The organism is Streptomyces sp. NPDC059866 (assembly GCF_042731325.1).
In the GTDB taxonomy this organism is placed as follows: domain Bacteria; phylum Actinomycetota; class Actinomycetes; order Streptomycetales; family Streptomycetaceae; genus Streptomyces; species Streptomyces flavusporus.
Genome location: NZ_JBHWJT010000005.1, coordinates 1 through 17,612, shown reverse-complemented (window position 1 = coordinate 17,612; position 17,612 = coordinate 1). Strand labels below are relative to the sequence as shown.

Genomic DNA, 17,612 nt, shown 5'->3' with positions numbered 1-17,612 from the left:
CGAGCCCCCGGGCATCGTCCACAGTTTCGTCACGGCCAACATAGGCGACCGGCGGGTTGCCTGTCCGCATCCCGCGCGACCGAAATTCCGCAGTTGGCGGTCAGGATTTCGTGACGGTTGCCTTGTTGATCACGACCGTTGCGTTCGGCGCCCCGTCACCGGCGCCCGTGCTCTCACCTGCGGCGGCGATCTTCTTCAGCACGGTCATGCCCGACTCGGAAACGGTACCGAACGGGGTGTAGCTGGGGGGCAGCTGACTGTCCTGGTACACGAGGAAGAACTGGCTGCCGCCGGAGTCCGCCTGCCCCGTGTTCGCCATCGCCACCGTGCCCGCGGGGTACACGTTGCTCTTGAGGCTCTTGTCCTTCAGATTCTCGTCCGGAATCGTGTAGCCGGGACCGCCGCTGCCGCTGCCCGTCGGGTCGCCGCACTGGAGCACGTAGATGCCGTTGGTGGTCAGGCGGTGGCACTTCGTGTGGTCGAAGTAGCCCTTGCCGGCGAGGAAGTTGAACGAGTTGACGGTGTGCGGGGCCGCCGACGTCTTCAGGTCGATGTCTATGTCACCGCACGTCGTCGCGAGCTTCATCGTGTACCCGGCCGACTTGTCGATGGTCATCGCCGGCTCCTTCTTCCAGGTCTCCGACTTGACCTTGCCCGCGGCGGGCTTCTCGCACGGGTCCGGCAGCGGGCTGGCCGGCGAGGAGCTCTCGGTGACCTCAGAGCCCGCGTTGGTCTTCTCGTCCTCCTTGAGGGCGTCGGTCGTATACAGCGCGAGGCTGCCGATCAGGACCACGCCGAGCGCCGACGCGATCGCGGCGTTGCGCATACGCGCCTTGCGCCGGGCGTCGGTGCGCCGCTGCTGCTGCCGCAAGAACTTCTCCCGGGCGAGCTGACGCCGCCGCTGTTCCTGGCTGACCACCGGGTTTACTCCTCATGCGTCTCGAACGTCGACCGGTACGCGCGCGTGCTGTGAGCCGACCGCCTGCGTGTGCCCCGTACCGTATATGGGTTCGCTGAGGAATCGGCAGCGCCGGTAGGCTCTGACGTCAGGCGCAGCTGCCGCCAAGTCCGCCCGTACCGACCCAAACGAAGGACGATCGTGCTCATTGCCGGGTTCCCCGCCGGGGCCTGGGGGACGAACTGTTATCTCGTCGCCCCCGCCGCCGGTGAGGAGTGCGTGATCATCGACCCCGGCCACCAGGCCGCCGAAGGTGTCGAGGAAGCGATCAGGAAGCATCGGCTCAAGCCCGTCGCCGTCGTCCTCACCCACGGCCACCTCGACCACGTGGCCTCGGTCGTCCCGGTCTGCGGAGCGCACGACGTACCGGCCTGGATCCACCCCGAGGACCGCTACATGATGAGCGACCCCGAGAAGGCCCTCGGCCGGTCCATCGGGATGCCGCTGATGGGCGAGCTGACCGTGGGGGAGCCCGACGACGTCAAGGAGCTCGCCGACGGCGTCCGGCTCGAGCTGGCCGGGCTGGAGCTCTCCGTCGCGCACGCGCCGGGCCATACCAAGGGGTCGGTGACCTTCCGGATGCCCGAGACCGCCGACATCCCGTCGGTCTTCTTCTCCGGGGATCTGCTCTTCGCCGGCTCCATCGGACGCACCGACCTGCCCGGCGGTGACATGGCCGAGATGCTCGACTCGCTGGCCCGCGTGTGCCTGCCGCTCGACGACTCGACCGTGGTGCTGTCCGGCCACGGCCCCCAGACGACCATCGGCCAGGAGCGCGCCACCAACCCGTATCTGCGGCAGGTGGCCGCAGGCCGCCAAGATCGCGGCGCCGCCGAGGCTCCCCGACGAGGAATGTGACGAGAGACCTTCCGTGAGCACCTTCAAGGCCCCCAAGGGCACGTACGACCTGATCCCGCCGGACTCCGCCAAGTACCTGGCCGTCCGCGAGGCGATCGCGGCCCCGCTGCGCAACTCCGGCTACGGCTACATCGAGACGCCCGGCTTCGAGAACGTCGAGCTGTTCGCGCGCGGTGTCGGTGAGTCCACCGACATCGTCACCAAGGAGATGTACGCCTTCGAGACCAAGGGCGGCGACCGGCTCGCCCTGCGCCCCGAGGGCACCGCGTCCGTGCTCCGCGCCGCCCTGGAGGCCAACCTGCACAAGGCGGGCAACCTCCCGGTCAAGCTCTGGTACTCGGGCTCGTACTACCGCTACGAGCGCCCGCAGAAGGGCCGCTACCGCCACTTCTCCCAGGTCGGCGCCGAGGCGATCGGCGCCGAGGACCCCGCCCTGGACGCCGAGCTGATCATCCTGGCCGACCAGGCGTACCGCTCGCTGGGCCTGAGCAACTTCCGCATCCTGCTCAACAGCCTGGGCGACAAGGAATGCCGGCCGGTGTACCGGAGCGCGCTGCAGGACTTCCTGCGCGGCCTGGACCTGGACGAGGACACCCTGCGCCGCGCGGAGATCAACCCGCTGCGCGTCCTCGACGACAAGCGGGAATCGGTCCAGAAGCAGTTGACAGGAGCCCCTCTCCTGCGCGACTACCTCTGCGACGCCTGCAAGGCGTACCACGAGGAGGTGCGCGAGCTGCTCGGCGCGGCGGGCGTCGCCTTCGAGGACGACCCGAAGCTGGTGCGCGGCCTGGACTACTACACCCGCACGACCTTCGAGTTCGTCCACGACGGCCTCGGCTCCCAGTCCGCGGTGGGCGGCGGCGGCCGCTACGACGGCCTGTCGGAGATGATCGGCGGCCCCGCCCTGCCGTCCGTCGGCTGGGCGCTCGGCGTCGACCGCACGGTGCTCGCCCTGGAGGCCGAGGGCGTCGAACTCGAACTCCCCGCCAGCACCAGCGTGTTCGCGGTGCCGCTCGGCGAGGAGGCCCGCCGGGTGCTGTTCGCCAAGGTCACCGAGCTGCGCAAGGTCGGCATCGCCGCCGACTTCTCCTACGGCGCCAAGGGCCTCAAGGGCGCCATGAAGAACGCCAACCGCAGCGGCGCCCGCTACACGGTCGTCGCCGGTGAACGCGACCTCGCCGAGGGCGTCGTCCAGCTCAAGGACATGCAGTCCGGCGAGCAGACGGCGGTCGGCGTCAACGAGATCGTGGCGGAACTGGAGGCACGGCTCGGCTGATTGCCGTTCCTGAGGGCGTCGGCTGTCTTCCCAGGCATCCGGCGCCCTCGCGCATGTCCGGAACCGAACGGCAGGCCGACGTCCTTATGCGCAGCAGACGGTGGACACACGGGCGCGTGCGGCACAATGGCCCATGCTGGAAGCAGGTCCCCCTCGAGTGACGGAATCGGCGTGATGAGCAAGACGACAGTCAGGGACGTCTCCACCGAGCCCGAACCACAGAGTGCAGCCGCCGAGCCGCGGACGGTCGGTGGCGGCCGGGCCTTCGCCCTGCTGCTGGTGATCACGGGAGCTGCGGGGCTGCTGGCCGCGTGGGTCATCACGCTCGACAAGTTCAAGATCCTCGAAGCCAAGGCCGAGGGCGAGACGTTCACGCCGAGCTGCAGCCTCAACCCCATCGTCTCCTGCGGCAGCGTCATGGAGAGCGACCAGGCCTCCGTCTTCGGGTTCCCCAACCCGATGCTCGGCCTCGTCACCTACGGCATCGTGATCGGCGTCGGCATGAGCCTGCTCGCCCGGGCCCGCTTTCCGCGCTGGTACTGGCTCACCTTCAACGCGGGCACGCTCTTCGGCGTCGCCTTCTGCACCTGGCTGATGTTCCAGTCGCTGTACCGGATCAACGCGCTGTGCCTGTGGTGCTCGCTGGCCTGGGTCGCCACGATCGTCATGTTCTGGTACGTGACGTCGTTCAACATCCGGAACAACTTCCTGCCGGCCCCCGCCGGCCTCAAGCGATTCTTCGCCGAGTTCACCTGGGTGCTGCCGGTCACGCACGTCGGCGTCATCGTCATGCTGATCCTCACCCGCTGGGGCAGCCAGCTCTGGGCCTGAGCCCGGGCTCCGGGGGCGTTGTCAGTGGGGTGAATTAGGGTTTCAGCGTGGAACCCGACCTGTTCACCGCCGCCGCAGAAGAACGCCAGGAGAAGGACCCGACCGCAAGTCCCCTGGCGGTGCGGATGCGCCCGCGCACCCTCGACGAGGTCGTGGGCCAGCAGCACCTGCTGAAGCCCGGCTCGCCCCTGCGCCGACTGGTCGGCGAGGGCGCCGGGGGACCGGCGGGTCCGTCCTCGGTGATCCTGTGGGGCCCGCCCGGCACCGGCAAGACGACTCTCGCCTACGTCGTCTCCAAGGCCACCAACAAGCGCTTCGTGGAGCTGTCCGCGATCACCGCCGGTGTCAAGGAGGTCCGCGCGGTCATCGACGGCGCCCGCCGCGCCACCGGCGGCTTCGGCAAGGAGACCGTCCTCTTCCTCGACGAGATCCACCGCTTCAGCAAGGCCCAGCAGGACTCCCTCCTCCCGGCCGTCGAGAACCGCTGGGTCACGCTGATCGCCGCCACCACGGAGAACCCGTACTTCTCGGTGATCTCGCCCCTCCTCTCCCGCTCCCTGCTGCTGACCCTCGAGCCCCTCACCGACGACGACGTGCGCGGTCTGATCCGCCGCGCCCTCACCGAGGACCGTGGCCTTGGTGGGGCCGTCACGCTCCCCGAGGACACCGAGGCCCACCTGCTGCGGATCGCCGGCGGGGACGCCCGGCGTGCCCTGACCGCCCTGGAGGCCGCCGCCGGGGCCGCGCTCGACAAGGGCGAGACGGACATCGGGCTCCGGACACTGGAGGAGACCGTCGACCGCGCCGCCGTGAAGTACGACCGCGACGGCGACCAGCACTACGACGTGGCCAGCGCCCTGATCAAGTCGATCCGCGGCTCCGACGTCGACGCGGCCCTGCACTACCTGGCCCGCATGATCGAGGCCGGCGAGGACCCCCGCTTCATCGCCCGCCGCCTGATGATCTCCGCGAGCGAGGACATCGGCCTCGCCGATCCGCACGCCCTGCCCCTCGCGGTCGCCGCCGCCCAGGCCGTCGCCATGATCGGCTTCCCCGAGGCCGCCCTCACGCTCAGCCACGCCACCATCGCCCTCGCCCTGGCCCCCAAGTCCAACGCCGCGACGACCGCGATCGGCGCCGCCCTGGACGACGTACGCAAGGGACTGGCCGGTCCCGTCCCGCCGCACCTGCGCGACGGGCACTACAAGGGCGCCGCCGAGCTGGGCCACGCCCAGGGGTACGTGTATCCGCACGACCTGCCCGAGGGCATCGCCGGCCAGCAGTACGCCCCGGACGCCCTGAAGGACCGGGAGTACTACACACCGACCCGGCACGGCGCCGAGGCACGCTACGCGGACGCCGTGGAGTGGACCAGGAAACACCTCGGTCGCAGGCGGCCCTGAGCAGCCTGTAGACTTGCTCGAAGCGCTGCGTCCCGTGCCCAGCACCTCGAAAGAGGAGCCGGCACCACCAGAACGGGACATCCAGCCGGAGAACCCGGCCCCCGGGCAGGGATCTCCAGGAGCGTCGCGCACCGGCGAACGGTGTCGCGGGCAGCCCACCACCACCCGAAGTTCCGGGAGCGGTCGGTGGGCCACTCGCGTGCTGCACGTATGTGCCCAGACCAGGGGAGCGGCTGCCCGGCAGGTCCGTAAGCGGACCCGGCGGGTTTCCCCGGCTGCGGATGCGACCTCCCCTAACCCTGGTGAAGCCGTATTCGCATAAGAAACACGAGGTGTTTGGTTCATGGCGAACCAGTCCCGCCCCAAGGTCAAGAAGTCGCGTGCCCTCGGTATCGCGCTGACCCCGAAGGCCGTCAAGTACTTCGAGGCCCGTCCCTACCCGCCGGGTGAGCACGGCCGTGGCCGCAAGCAGAACTCGGACTACAAGGTCCGTCTGCTGGAGAAGCAGCGTCTGCGTGCGCAGTACGACGTTTCCGAGCGCCAGCTCGTCCGCGCCTACGAGCGTGCCTCCAAGGTTCAGGGCAAGACCGGTGAGGCCCTGATCATCGAGCTGGAGCGTCGTCTCGACGCGCTGGTCCTGCGTTCGGGCATCGCCCGCACGATCTACCAGGCCCGTCAGATGGTCGTTCACGGCCACATCGAGGTCAACGGCCAGAAGGTCGACAAGCCGTCGTTCCGCGTCCGTCCCGACGACGTCGTGATGGTCCGCGAGCGCAGCCGCGAGAAGACCCTCTTCTCCATCGCCCGTGAGGGTGGCTTCGCTCCCGACGGCGAGACCCCGCGCTACCTCCAGGTGAACCTCAAGGCCCTGGCGTTCCGCCTGGACCGCGAGCCGAACCGCAAGGAGATCCCGGTGATCTGCGACGAGCAGCTCGTCGTCGAGTACTACGCCCGCTGATCCCAGCCGGCCCGCAGTACCTCAGCCCGTCGTCTCCCCGCCCTTCCGGGCGGGCGGGGCGGCGGGCTTCCGCATGCGCGGCGCCCGCACGCCGCCGGGCCGTAATCCGGTACGGAGTCCCAGCCTCGGCGCGATAGGCTCGGTGCACGACTTTTTCGATGTTCAGGCACGTTTCAGGGAGCGGGTGCGCAGTGTCCGGTGGAGAGGTGGCCGGGATCCTGGTGGCCGTCTTCTGGGCGATCCTGGTCTCCTTCCTCGCGGTGGCACTCGCGAGGCTGGCCCAGACGCTCAGGGCGACCACCAAGCTCGTGGCGGACGTGACCGACCAGGCCGTCCCGCTGCTGGCCGACGCCTCCGCGGCGGTGCGCTCCGCACAGACCCAGATCGAGCGGGTCGACGCGATCGCCTCGGACGTCCAGGAGGTCACGTCGAACGCGTCCGCGCTCTCGACGACCGTCGCCTCCACGTTCGGCGGGCCCCTGGTCAAGGTCGCCGCCTTCGGCTACGGCGTACGCCGGGCCCTCGGCGGCCGCAAGGAGGACGTGCCCGCCAGGACGTCCAGGCGTACCGTGATCGTGGGCCGGACCGTCCCGGCCGCGCGGCGGGCGAAGCGGAAGAAGGACTGAGACCTAGCGATGTTCCGCCGTACGTTCTGGTTCACCACGGGTGTCGCCGCCGGCGTGTGGGCCACCACCAAGGTCAACCGCAAGCTGAAGCAGCTGACCCCCGAGAGCCTCGCCGCCACGGCCGCGAACAAGGCGATCGACGCGGGCCACCGGCTCAAGGACCGCGCGGTGGGCTTCGCCCTCGACGTCCGCGACAACATGGCCCAGCGGGAGGCCGAGCTGGGGGAGGCGCTCGGCATCCACGAGGATCCCGAACTCCCCACGCTGCGGCGGTATGCCGCCATCGAGAACCGCAACAAGCCGAAGACGTACGTCATCGACAGCACGACGTACTCGTACAACCGGAATGAGGACCACTGATGGAGTCGGCTGAGATCCGCCGCCGCTGGCTGAGCTTCTTCGAGGAGCGCGGGCACACCGTCGTCCCTTCGGCGTCGCTCATCGCGGACGACCCGACTCTGCTCCTCGTCCCGGCCGGCATGGTGCCCTTCAAGCCCTACTTCCTGGGCGAGGTCAAGCCTCCCTACGCCCGTGCCACGAGCGTGCAGAAGTGCGTGCGCACGCCCGACATCGAAGAGGTCGGCAAGACCACGCGGCACGGCACGTTCTTCCAGATGTGCGGCAACTTCTCCTTCGGCGACTACTTCAAGGAAGGCGCCATCAAGTACGCCTGGGAGCTGCTCACCACGCCCCAGGACAAGGGCGGTTACGGACTCGACCCCGAGCGTCTGTGGATCACCGTCTACCTCGAGGACGACGAGGCCGAGCGCATCTGGCGCGACGTCGTCGGCGTGCCCGCCGAGCGCATCCAGCGCCTCGGCAAGAAGGACAACTACTGGTCCATGGGCGTCCCCGGCCCCTGCGGCCCCTGCTCCGAGATCAACTACGACCGCGGCCCCGAGTTCGGCGTCGAGGGCGGCCCCGCCGTCAACGACGAGCGGTACGTGGAGATCTGGAACCTCGTCTTCATGCAGTACGAGCGTGGCGAGGGCACCGGCAAGGAGGACTTCGAGATCCTCGGCGAGCTGCCGAGCAAGAACATCGACACGGGCCTCGGCATGGAGCGGCTCGCCATGATTCTGCAGGGCGTGCAGAACATGTACGAGATCGACACCTCGATGGCCGTCATCAACAAGGCCACCGAGCTGACCGGCGTGCGCTACGGCGACGCCCACGACTCGGACGTCTCCCTGCGCGTGGTCACCGACCACATGCGCACGTCCGTGATGCTCATCGGCGACGGTGTCACGCCCGGCAACGAGGGCCGCGGCTACGTCCTGCGCCGCATCATGCGCCGCGCCATCCGCAACATGCGCCTGCTCGGTGCCACCGGCCCGGTCGTCAAGGACCTGATCGACGTCGTCATCGGCATGATGGGCCAGCAGTACCCCGAGCTCATCACCGACCGCGAGCGCATCGAGAAGGTGGCCCTCGCCGAGGAGAACGCCTTCCTCAAGACGCTGAAGGCCGGCACCAACATCCTCGACACGGCCATCACCGACACCAAGGCCGCCGGCTCCACCGTCCTGCCCGGCGACAAGGCCTTCCTGCTTCACGACACGTGGGGCTTCCCGATCGACCTCACCCTGGAGATGGCCGCCGAGCAGGGCCTGACCGTGGACGAGGACGGCTTCCGCCGCCTGATGAAGGAGCAGCGGGAGAAGGCCAAGGCCGACGCCCAGGCCAAGAAGACCGGCCACGCCGACGTCGGCGCCTACCGCGAGATCGCCGACAGCGCCGGCGAGACCGAGTTCATCGGCTACACCGACACCGAGGGCGAGTCCACCATCGTCGGCATCCTCGTCGACGGCGTCTCCTCCCCGGCCGCCACCGAGGGCGACGAGGTCGAGATCGTCCTCGACCGCACCCCCTTCTACGCCGAGGGCGGCGGCCAGATCGGCGACACCGGCCGGATCAAGGTCGACACCGGCGCCGTGATCGAGGTCCGCGACTGCCAGAAGCCGGTCCCGGGTGTGTACGTCCACAAGGGCGTCGTCCAGGTCGGCGAGGTGACCGTCGGTGCCAAGGCTCACGCCTCGATCGACAACCGGCGCCGCAAGGCCATCGCCCGCGCCCACTCGGCCACGCACCTCACCCACCAGGCTCTGCGCGACGCCCTCGGCCCGACGGCCGCCCAGGCCGGCTCCGAGAACCAGCCCGGCCGCTTCCGCTTCGACTTCGGCTCGCCGTCCGCCGTACCGACGGCCGTGATGACCGACGTCGAGCAGAAGATCAACGAGGTGCTCGCCCGCGACCTCGACGTGCGCGCCGACATCATGGGCATCGACGAGGCCCGCAAGCAGGGCGCCATCGCCGAGTTCGGCGAGAAGTACGGCGAGCGCGTGCGCGTCGTGACGATCGGCGACTTCTCCAAGGAGCTGTGCGGCGGCACGCATGTGCACAACACCGCCCAGCTGGGCCTGGTGAAGCTGCTCGGCGAGTCGTCCATCGGCTCCGGTGTCCGCCGGATCGAGGCCCTGGTCGGCGTGGACGCCTACACCTTCCTCGCCCGCGAGCACACGGTCGTCAACCAGCTCACCGAGCTGCTCAAGGGCCGACCGGAGGACCTGCCGGAGAAGGTCTCCGCCATGCTCGGCAAGCTGAAGGACGCCGAGAAGGAGATCGAGAAGTTCCGCGCCGAGAAGGTGCTCCAGGCCGCCGCCGGCCTCGCCGAGTCCGCCAAGGACGTGCGCGGCGTCGCCCTGGTCACCGGCCAGGTCCCGGACGGCACCACCGCCGACGACCTGCGCAAGCTGGTCCTCGACGTGCGCGGCCGCATCCAGGGCGGCCGGGCCGCCGTGGTCGCCCTGTTCACCACGGTCAACGGCAAGCCGCTGACCGTGATCGCCACCAACGAGGCCGCCCGCGAGCGCGGCCTGAAGGCCGGCGACCTGGTCCGTACGGCCGCCAAGACCCTCGGCGGTGGCGGCGGCGGCAAGCCGGACGTCGCCCAGGGCGGCGGCCAGAACCCGGCCGCCATCGGCGAGGCCGTCGACGCCGTCGAGCGGCTCGTGGCGGAAACGGCCAAGTGATGCGCAGAGGACGTCGACTCGCGATCGACGTCGGGGACGCCCGGATCGGGGTCGCCTCGTGCGACCCCGACGGGATCCTCGCCACCCCGGTGGAGACGGTCCCGGGACGGGACATCCCCGCAGCGCACCGCCGGTTGAAGCAGCTCGTCGAGGAGTACGAGCCGATCGAGGTCGTCGTCGGGCTGCCGCGCTCCCTCAAGGGGGGCGAGGGCCCGGCCGCGGCCAAGGTCCGCGGCTTCGCCCAGGAACTCGCGCAGGGCATCGCACCGGTCCCGGTCCGGCTGGTCGACGAGCGGATGACGACGGTGACGGCGAGCCAGGGACTGCGCGCCTCGGGCGTGAAGTCCAAGAAGGGCCGCTCGGTCATCGACCAGGCGGCCGCTGTCATCATCCTGCAGCAGGCGTTGGAATCCGAACGGGTGTCAGGTAAAGCCCCGGGCGAGGGCGTCGAAGTGGTCATCTGATCGCGATACGGTAACGTTCCGCGCGATGCGGCGGTGTTCGAACAGCCTCCGCACAGCAAGAGGCGGGACGGGAGCCGAGCCGGAAGCCACGCGACCGCCGCCTCGCGGCTCTAGGGGATCGATGACTGAGTATGGCCGGGGCCAAGGCTCCGAACCGTGGCATCCGGAGGACCCGTTGTACGGGGACGGCGGATGGGGAGGACAGCAGGCCCACCAGGGTCAGCAGTCCCCCTACGACGGCCAGCCGCAGCACTATCCAGAGCAGCCGCAGCAGCCGCAGTACGGCGACTGGGGCAACGGCCGGCAGGCCGCATACGGTCAGGCGCAGCACCAGTACCCCGGCCAGGGGCAGCATCAGTACCCCGGTCAGGGGCAGCAGTCGTACGACCCGCACCAGCAGTACGACACCGGCGGCTGGGCCACCGGCACGCACCAGCAGGTCCCCTACACCCCGGACCCGGCCGACCCGTACGCCGAGCAGACGGCCCCCTACGGCGCACAGCAGCCGGACTTCTACGGCACCCCGGACGCGTACCCGCCGCCGGAGCCGCCCGCCCGGCGGCGCGCCGAACCGGAGCCGAGGACCGACTGGGATCCCGGCCCCGACCAGGGCGAGCACGCCTTCTTCGCGGGCGGGGACGATGACGACGGCGACGAGCCGGGGGACCGGGGTGGCCGCGACCGGCGGGGACGGGGCGGCAAGAGCAAGAAGAGCCGCAGCGGATGCGCCTGCCTGGTGGTCGTCCTGGTCTTCGGCGGCGGCCTGGCCGGTGTCTCCTACTTCGGCTACCAGTACTACCAGGATCGTTTCGGCGCTGCCCCGGACTACGCGGGGGACGGCACCGACGAGCAGGTGACCGTCGAAGTCCCCAAGGGCGCTACCGGAGCCGAGATCGGCCGCCGGCTCAAGGACGCGGGCGTCATCAAGAGCGTGGACGCGTTCGTCGCCGCGCAGTCGCAGAACCCTGACGGGGAGTCGATCCAGGCGGGCGCCTATCTGCTGAACAAGCAGATGTCCGCGGCGAGCGCCGTCGAGATGATGCTCGACCCGAAGAGCCAGAACAATGTGCTGGTCAGGCCGGGCGAGCGCAATACGAGTGTCTACAAGGCGATCGACGCACAGCTCGAATTGTCGTCCGGCACCACCAGGAAGACCGCCGAGAAGAAATACAAGAGCCTCGGCCTGCCCAGCTGGGCGAACAACAACGGCGACATCAAGGACCCGCTGGAGGGCTTCCTCTACCCGGGCACCTATCCCGCGGCCAAGGGCATGAAGCCCGAGGCGGTGCTGAAGGAGATGGTCACGCGGGCCAACGAGCAGTACGGCCAGTACGAGCTCGACGCGAAGGCCAAGGCGCTCGACCTGGAGAATCCGCTGCAGGTCATCACGGTCGCCAGCCTCGTCCAGGCCGAGGGCAAGACGACGGACGACTTCCGCAAGATGGCCGAGGTCGTCTACAACCGCCTCGAGTCGACCAACACCGAGACGAACCAACTGCTCCAGTTCGACTCGACCTTCAACTACCTCAAGGGTCAGAGCAAGATCGACATCTCCGAGTCGGAGATCAACAGCAACCCGGACCCGTACAACACGTACACCAACAAGGGCCTGCCACCCGGTCCGATCGGCAACCCGGGCGACGAGGCACTGAAGGCCGCGCTGAACCCGACGGACGACGGCTGGATGTACTTCGTCGCCACGGACGGCATGAACAAGACCGAGTTCGCCAAGACGATCGAGGAACACCAGAGGCTGGTCGACAAGTTCAACGCGTCGAGGAACGACTGATGCCCGCACCTCGAAGGGCCGCCGTGCTCGGCTCTCCGATCGCCCACTCCCTCTCCCCGGTGCTGCACCGTGCCGCGTACGCGCAACTGGGCCTGGAGGGGTGGAGGTACGACCGCTTCGAGATCGACGAGGCGGCGTTGCCGGGCTTCTTGGGCACGCTCGGTCCCGAGTGGGCCGGGCTGTCGCTGACCATGCCGCTGAAGCGGGCCGTGATCCCGCTGCTCGACGAGATCAGCGCCACCGCGGCCTCGGTCGAGGCGGTCAACACGGTCGTCTTCACCGAGGACGGCCGCCGCGTCGGTGACAACACCGACATCCCCGGCATGATCGCCGCACTGCGCGAGCACGGCATCGAGCAGGTCGACTCGGCGGCGATCCTCGGCGCGGGCGCCACCGCCTCCTCCGCGCTGGCCGCGCTCGCCCGGATCTGCACCGGCGAGGTCCTGGTGTACGTCCGCAGCGCCGCCCGCGCCGCCGAGATGCGGCAGTGGGGCGAGCGGCTCGACGTCGAGGTGCGGACGGCGGACTGGGCGGACGCGGCCGAGGCGCTGCGCGCTCCACTGGTGATCGCGACGACGCCGACCGGTACGACGGACGCCCTGGCCGCCGCTGTGCCCGAGCGGCCCGCCACCCTCTTCGACGTGCTCTACGAGCCGTGGCCCACCGAACTCGCGGCCCGCTGGTCCATGTTCGGCGGGGCCGTCGTCAGCGGTCTCGACCTGCTGGTGCACCAGGCGGTGCTCCAGGTCGAGCAGATGACGGGGCGCGTACCGGCGCTGGAGGCCATGCGAAAAGCGGGCGAACACGCGCTCGACGCTCGATAGGATCCCCCCGGTTCCGCAGGGGGCGGGCCGGGGAGGGGAAAGCGTTCGATGTCCACAGGCGTGTCGCTGGCGTCTGCCAAGAGCCAGATCTTCGAGAGCCTGCTGTGGTTCCTGCCCGACTGGGTGCAGAACACCGTGCTCGTACTGATCATTGTCGCTGTCCTGGCGACCTGGATCCTCAAGCTGAGGAACAAGATCGCCGCACGCCGTGCGCTGCGCATGGCACAGCCGGTGCCGGCGGCACAGTACGGGCAGGGGCGCGGAGTGGACCACCTGGGTCAGTACGCGCCTCAGCAGGCGGCTCCGCAGCAGCCCAGCGGCGCCGACTACCTCGGCGCCTACGCCCCGCAGCAGCGTCCGGAGAACGGCCCCTCCTGATCGTCGTCCTGCCGGGTCCCGTCCGTCTGATGGACCGGCGGCGGGGCAGGGCCTCGGACGTGGGAGGATCGGAGGTGGCGGGCCAGGGCCGCGCACCCCGGTCGCGCCATCGCCGTACGCGAGGACGCGCGTACGCAGGGCAGTACCGGGGCGCGAGCACTGAGGAGCACCGTTGAGCAGGTTGCGCTGGCTGACCGCGGGGGAGTCCCACGGTCCCGCACTCGTCGCGACGCTGGAGGGCCTTCCCGCCGGCGTGCCGATCACCACGGAGATGGTGGCGGACCACCTGGCGCGCCGGCGGCTCGGCTATGGGCGCGGTGCGCGGATGAAGTTCGAGCGGGACGAGGTCACCTTCCTCGGCGGTGTCCGGCACGGTCTCACCCTGGGCTCGCCGGTCGCGATCATGGTCGGCAACACCGAGTGGCCGAAGTGGGAACAGGTCATGGCGGCCGACCCGGTCGACCCCGAGGTGCTGGCCGACCTCGCCCGTAACGCGCCGCTGACCCGGCCCCGGCCCGGTCACGCCGACCTCGCGGGCATGCAGAAGTACGGCTTCGACGAGGCACGTCCGGTGCTGGAGCGGGCCTCCGCGCGGGAGACGGCGGCCCGGGTGGCGCTCGGCGCGGTGGCGCGGTCGTACCTGAAGGAGACCGCCGGCATCGAGATCGTCAGCCATGTCGTGGAGCTGGCGGCGGCCAAGGCCCCGTACGGCGTGTACCCGACCCCGGCGGACGTCGAGAAGCTCGACGCGGACCCCGTGCGCTGCCTGGACGCGGACGCGTCGAAGGCGATGGTCGCGGAGATCGACCAGGCCCACAAGGACGGCGACACGCTCGGCGGTGTCGTGGAGGTGCTGGCGTACGGCGTGCCCGTGGGCCTCGGTTCGCACGTGCACTGGGACCGCCGGCTGGACTCCCGGCTGGCCGCCGCCCTGATGGGCATTCAGGCGATCAAGGGCGTCGAGGTCGGCGACGGCTTCGAGCTTGCCCGGGTGCCCGGGTCGAAGGCGCACGACGAGATCGTCAACACGCCCGAGGGCATCAGGCGCGTCTCCGGCCGCTCCGGCGGCACCGAGGGCGGTCTGTCCACCGGTGAGCTGCTGCGCGTGCGGGCCGCGATGAAGCCGATCGCGACCGTGCCGCGCGCCCTGCAGACCGTGGACGTGACCACGGGTGAGGCGGCGAAAGCCCACCACCAGCGCTCTGACGTATCGGCGGTTCCGGCAGCCGGGATCGTCGCGGAGGCGATGGTCGCGCTGGTCCTCGCGGACGCCGTGGCGGAGAAGTTCGGCGGCGACAGCGTGGCCGAGACCCGCCGCAACGTCCAGTCCTACCTCGACAACCTGGCGATCCGATGAGCGCTCCGCAGGTGGTGCTGGTCGGTCCGATGGGCGTGGGCAAGTCCACGGTCGGGCAGTTGCTGGCCGAGCGGCTGGGCGTCGGCTACCGGGACACCGACGACGACATCGTCGCCGAGCAGGGCCGGTCCATCGCCGAGATCTTCGTCGACGAGGGCGAGCCCGCGTTCCGGGCGCTCGAGAAGCAGGCGGTGCACCGGGCGCTGGCCGAGCACGACGGCGTCCTGGCGCTGGGCGGCGGCGCGATCCTCGACGCGGACACGCGCGCGGTGCTCGCCGGGCAGCGGGTCGTCTACCTCTCCATGGACGTCGAGGAAGCGGTCAAGCGGACCGGCCTGAACGCGGCCCGCCCCCTTCTCGCCGTCAACCCGCGCAAGCAGTGGCGCGAGCTGATGGAGGCCCGCCGGCACCTGTACGAGGAGGTCGCCACGGCCGTGGTCGCCACTGATGGCCGTACGCCCGAAGAGGTCACCCAAGCTGCTCTGGACGCACTGGAGTTGACTGCATTCTCCGGGGGACAACCCCCGGACTCCCGGCCGGAGGACATGATGGCAAGCCAGGTGACAAGGATCCAGGTCGGCGGCACCGCGGGCAGCGAGCCGTACGAGGTCCTGGTCGGCCGTCAACTGCTCGGTGAGCTCGGCGGATTGGTCGGTGACAAGGCCAAGCGGGTCGCCGTCATCCACCCCGAGGCGCTCGCCGAGACCGGCGAGGCACTGCGCGCCGATCTGGCCGAGCAGGGCTACGAGGCGGTCGCCATCCAGGTGCCCAACGCCGAGGAGGCCAAGACCGCCGAGGTCGCCGCCTACTGCTGGAAGGCGCTCGGCCAGTCCGGCTTCACCCGCACGGACGTCGTCGTGGGCGTCGGCGGCGGTGCGACCACCGACCTCGCCGGTTTCGTCGCCGCGACCTGGCTGCGCGGCGTCCGCTGGATCGCGATCCCCACCACCGTCCTGGCCATGGTCGACGCGGCGGTGGGCGGCAAGACCGGCATCAACACCGCCGAGGGCAAGAACCTGGTCGGCGCCTTCCATCCGCCCGCCGGCGTGCTGTGCGACCTGGCGGCGCTGGACTCCCTCCCGGTCAACGACTACGTCTCCGGGCTCGCCGAGATCATCAAGGCCGGTTTCATCGCCGACCCGACGATCCTCGAGCTCATCGAGGCCGACCCGCAGGCCGCCCGCACCCCGGCCGGCCCGCACACCGCCGAGCTCATCGAGCGGTCCATCCGGGTCAAGGCCGAGGTCGTCTCCTCCGACCTGAAGGAATCGGGCCTGCGGGAGATCCTCAACTACGGTCACACCCTCGGCCACGCCATCGAGAAGAACGAGCGCTACAAGTGGCGGCACGGCGCCGCGGTCGCCGTCGGCATGCACTTCGCCGCCGAACTCGGCCGTCTCGCGGGCCGGTTGGACGACGCCACCGCCGACCGGCACCGCACGATCCTCGAATCGGTCGGCCTGCCGCTGCACTACCGCTACGACCAGTGGCCCAAGCTGCTGCAGAACATGAAGGTCGACAAGAAGTCCCGCGGGGACCTGCTGCGCTTCATCGTCCTGGACGGCCTGGCCAAGCCCACCGTTCTGGAAGGGCCGGACCCGGCCATGCTCCTCGCCGCCTACGGCGAAGTGGGCCAGTAAGTCCACAGGGGCCCCATCAGCCCGATTCTCCTCTCCACACCGGGCACTTCGGGCCGTCCCCGGCCGTTCACCAGACGGCGGCCGGGGACGGTACCGTTCAGGTGGGGGTGCCCCCACGCCTTTTGGGCTGTGGGGGAGAGCGGGGCCCGCCCCGCTGCCAGCGTCAATTGCCTGTACGAGACGGAGTGGCACCGGATGCAGCACGCAGTGGGGTCTCCGCTGCCGCCGCCCCACCAGCCGGGGCACGGACCGGCCGTCGGCTGGTCGCCGGCCGCACAACACCCAGGTCCGCACCACCAGGGTTCCGCGCCCGGGCCGCGGGGACCCGTCCCCGTGCCCCCGCCGCCCCCGGCACCCGGCTTCACCGGCGCCCCCTCGGCCCCGGTCCCGCCCGCCTCGCACCCCATGCCTGCGCAAGCCGTCCCGACGGCGCCGGACACCACCGGCCATGTGCCGCTACCGCCCGGCGGCCCCGTCGCCATGCCCAGCACACCGCCCGCCACGACCGCTCCCGACCCCGGCACCACGACACTCGCGGTGCTGCTCATCGGCCCCGCCGGCGCCGGCAAGACCAGCGTGGCCAAGTACTGGGCGGACCACCGCCGGGTCCCCACGGCCCACATCAGCCTGGACGACGTACGCGAATGGGTCCGCTCGGGCTTCGCGGACCCGCAGTCCGGATGGAACGACCACTCCGAGGCCCAGTACCGCCTCGCCCGCCGCACCTGTGGATTCGCCGCGCGCAACTTCCTGGCCAACGGCATCTCCTGCATCCTCGACGACGCCGTCTTCCCGGACCGCCCGGTCGTGGGCCTCGGCGGCTGGAAACGGCACGTGGGCCCCGGCCTGCTCCCCGTGGTCCTCCTGCCCGGCCTCGACATAGTCCTGGAACGCAACGCCGAACGCACCGGCAACCGCCGCCTCACCGACGAGGAGGTCGCCCGCATCCACGGCCGCATGGCGGGCTGGTACGGCTCGGGCCTCCCGATCATCGACAACTCCCAACTCGACGTACCCGGCACGGCCCGCGTCCTGGACGAGGTCCTGGCGAGGTCGATCGCATCGCCGCCCAAGTGGTAGCTGACGCGAGCGGTGGGTGAGGTAGCCCGGCGTTGACTGGGCGCCCGGCGTTGGTGAAGGCGTCGGGGTTGGTCGCGCAGCCCGGCGCTTGCAGGGTGCCGCCCGCGCCCACCCGTGCCGCCCCAGGCGGCACGGGTG

At 70.3% G+C, this 17,612-nt stretch carries 16 protein-coding genes; 15 read left to right on the top strand and 1 reads right to left on the bottom strand.

Annotated elements, in window-relative coordinates:
* Positions 1 to 100: 100 nt before the first annotated feature.
* Entirely contained in the window at positions 101 to 919 is an 819-nt protein-coding gene (locus ACFV7R_RS08590; RefSeq protein ID WP_385261459.1) for a peptidylprolyl isomerase, read from the bottom strand.
* 180 nt (positions 920 to 1,099) lie between these two features.
* On the opposite strand from ACFV7R_RS08590, the gene ACFV7R_RS08585 reads away from it, so the two are divergent.
* The 15 genes from ACFV7R_RS08585 (at position 1,100) to ACFV7R_RS08515 (ending at position 17,474) form a co-directional block, all read left to right on the top strand.
* On the top strand, positions 1,100 to 1,816 hold the full coding sequence (locus ACFV7R_RS08585; protein ID WP_385261457.1) for an MBL fold metallo-hydrolase: 717 nt from the start codon (positions 1,100 to 1,102) through the stop codon (positions 1,814 to 1,816).
* Positions 1,817 to 1,829: 13 nt separating this feature from the next.
* Entirely contained in the window at positions 1,830 to 3,092 is a 1,263-nt protein-coding gene (gene hisS, locus ACFV7R_RS08580; protein WP_385261454.1) for a histidine--tRNA ligase, read from the top strand.
* 174 nt (positions 3,093 to 3,266) lie between these two features.
* Positions 3,267 to 3,923: a vitamin K epoxide reductase family protein gene (locus ACFV7R_RS08575; protein WP_385261451.1), complete on the top strand. Its 657-nt coding sequence runs from the start codon at positions 3,267 to 3,269 to the stop codon at positions 3,921 to 3,923.
* A 47-nt stretch (positions 3,924 to 3,970) separates the two neighbouring features.
* Positions 3,971 to 5,326 (top strand): replication-associated recombination protein A, encoded by a 1,356-nt coding sequence (locus ACFV7R_RS08570; protein ID WP_385261448.1) that lies wholly within the window; start codon positions 3,971 to 3,973, stop codon positions 5,324 to 5,326.
* Between the two features lie 343 nt (positions 5,327 to 5,669).
* Positions 5,670 to 6,284, top strand: coding sequence for a 30S ribosomal protein S4 (gene rpsD / locus ACFV7R_RS08565; protein ID WP_129796831.1), 615 nt, complete (start codon positions 5,670 to 5,672; stop codon positions 6,282 to 6,284).
* 191 nt (positions 6,285 to 6,475) lie between these two features.
* A complete protein-coding gene (locus ACFV7R_RS08560) occupies positions 6,476 to 6,910 on the top strand; it encodes a DUF948 domain-containing protein (protein ID WP_165396151.1) in 435 nt (144 codons plus the stop codon).
* 9 nt (positions 6,911 to 6,919) lie between these two features.
* Entirely contained in the window at positions 6,920 to 7,270 is a 351-nt protein-coding gene (locus tag ACFV7R_RS08555) for a hypothetical protein (protein WP_385261445.1), read from the top strand.
* Positions 7,270 to 9,942 (top strand): alanine--tRNA ligase, encoded by a 2,673-nt coding sequence (gene alaS / locus ACFV7R_RS08550; RefSeq protein WP_385261443.1) that lies wholly within the window; start codon positions 7,270 to 7,272, stop codon positions 9,940 to 9,942. The genes ACFV7R_RS08555 and alaS overlap by 1 nt, the downstream gene beginning before the upstream one ends.
* Complete coding sequence (gene ruvX / locus ACFV7R_RS08545) at positions 9,942 to 10,406, top strand: Holliday junction resolvase RuvX (RefSeq protein WP_129796827.1); 465 nt, start codon at positions 9,942 to 9,944, stop codon at positions 10,404 to 10,406. Before alaS ends, ruvX begins: the two co-directional genes overlap by 1 nt.
* A 121-nt stretch (positions 10,407 to 10,527) precedes the next feature.
* Positions 10,528 to 12,195, top strand: coding sequence for an endolytic transglycosylase MltG (gene mltG / locus ACFV7R_RS08540; protein ID WP_385261440.1), 1,668 nt, complete (start codon positions 10,528 to 10,530; stop codon positions 12,193 to 12,195).
* Positions 12,195 to 13,019 carry a shikimate dehydrogenase gene (locus ACFV7R_RS08535; RefSeq protein WP_385261438.1) on the top strand — a complete coding sequence of 275 codons (825 nt, stop codon included), beginning with the start codon at positions 12,195 to 12,197 and terminating at the stop codon, positions 13,017 to 13,019. Before mltG ends, ACFV7R_RS08535 begins: the two co-directional genes overlap by 1 nt.
* A gap of 48 nt (positions 13,020 to 13,067) precedes the next feature.
* Positions 13,068 to 13,397: a hypothetical protein gene (locus ACFV7R_RS08530; protein ID WP_385261435.1), complete on the top strand. Its 330-nt coding sequence runs from the start codon at positions 13,068 to 13,070 to the stop codon at positions 13,395 to 13,397.
* Between the two features lie 172 nt (positions 13,398 to 13,569).
* The gene (gene aroC / locus ACFV7R_RS08525; protein ID WP_129796823.1) at positions 13,570 to 14,754 is read left to right on the top strand and encodes a chorismate synthase; all 1,185 of its coding nucleotides are present in this window, start codon (positions 13,570 to 13,572) and stop codon (positions 14,752 to 14,754) included.
* A complete protein-coding gene (gene aroB, locus ACFV7R_RS08520) occupies positions 14,751 to 16,394 on the top strand; it encodes a 3-dehydroquinate synthase (RefSeq protein WP_385261433.1) in 1,644 nt (547 codons plus the stop codon). Before aroC ends, aroB begins: the two co-directional genes overlap by 4 nt.
* Before the next feature lie 195 nt (positions 16,395 to 16,589).
* The gene (locus ACFV7R_RS08515; RefSeq protein ID WP_385261430.1) at positions 16,590 to 17,474 is read left to right on the top strand and encodes a Pro-rich N-terminal domain-containing protein; all 885 of its coding nucleotides are present in this window, start codon (positions 16,590 to 16,592) and stop codon (positions 17,472 to 17,474) included.
* Positions 17,475 to 17,612 lie beyond the last annotated feature (138 nt).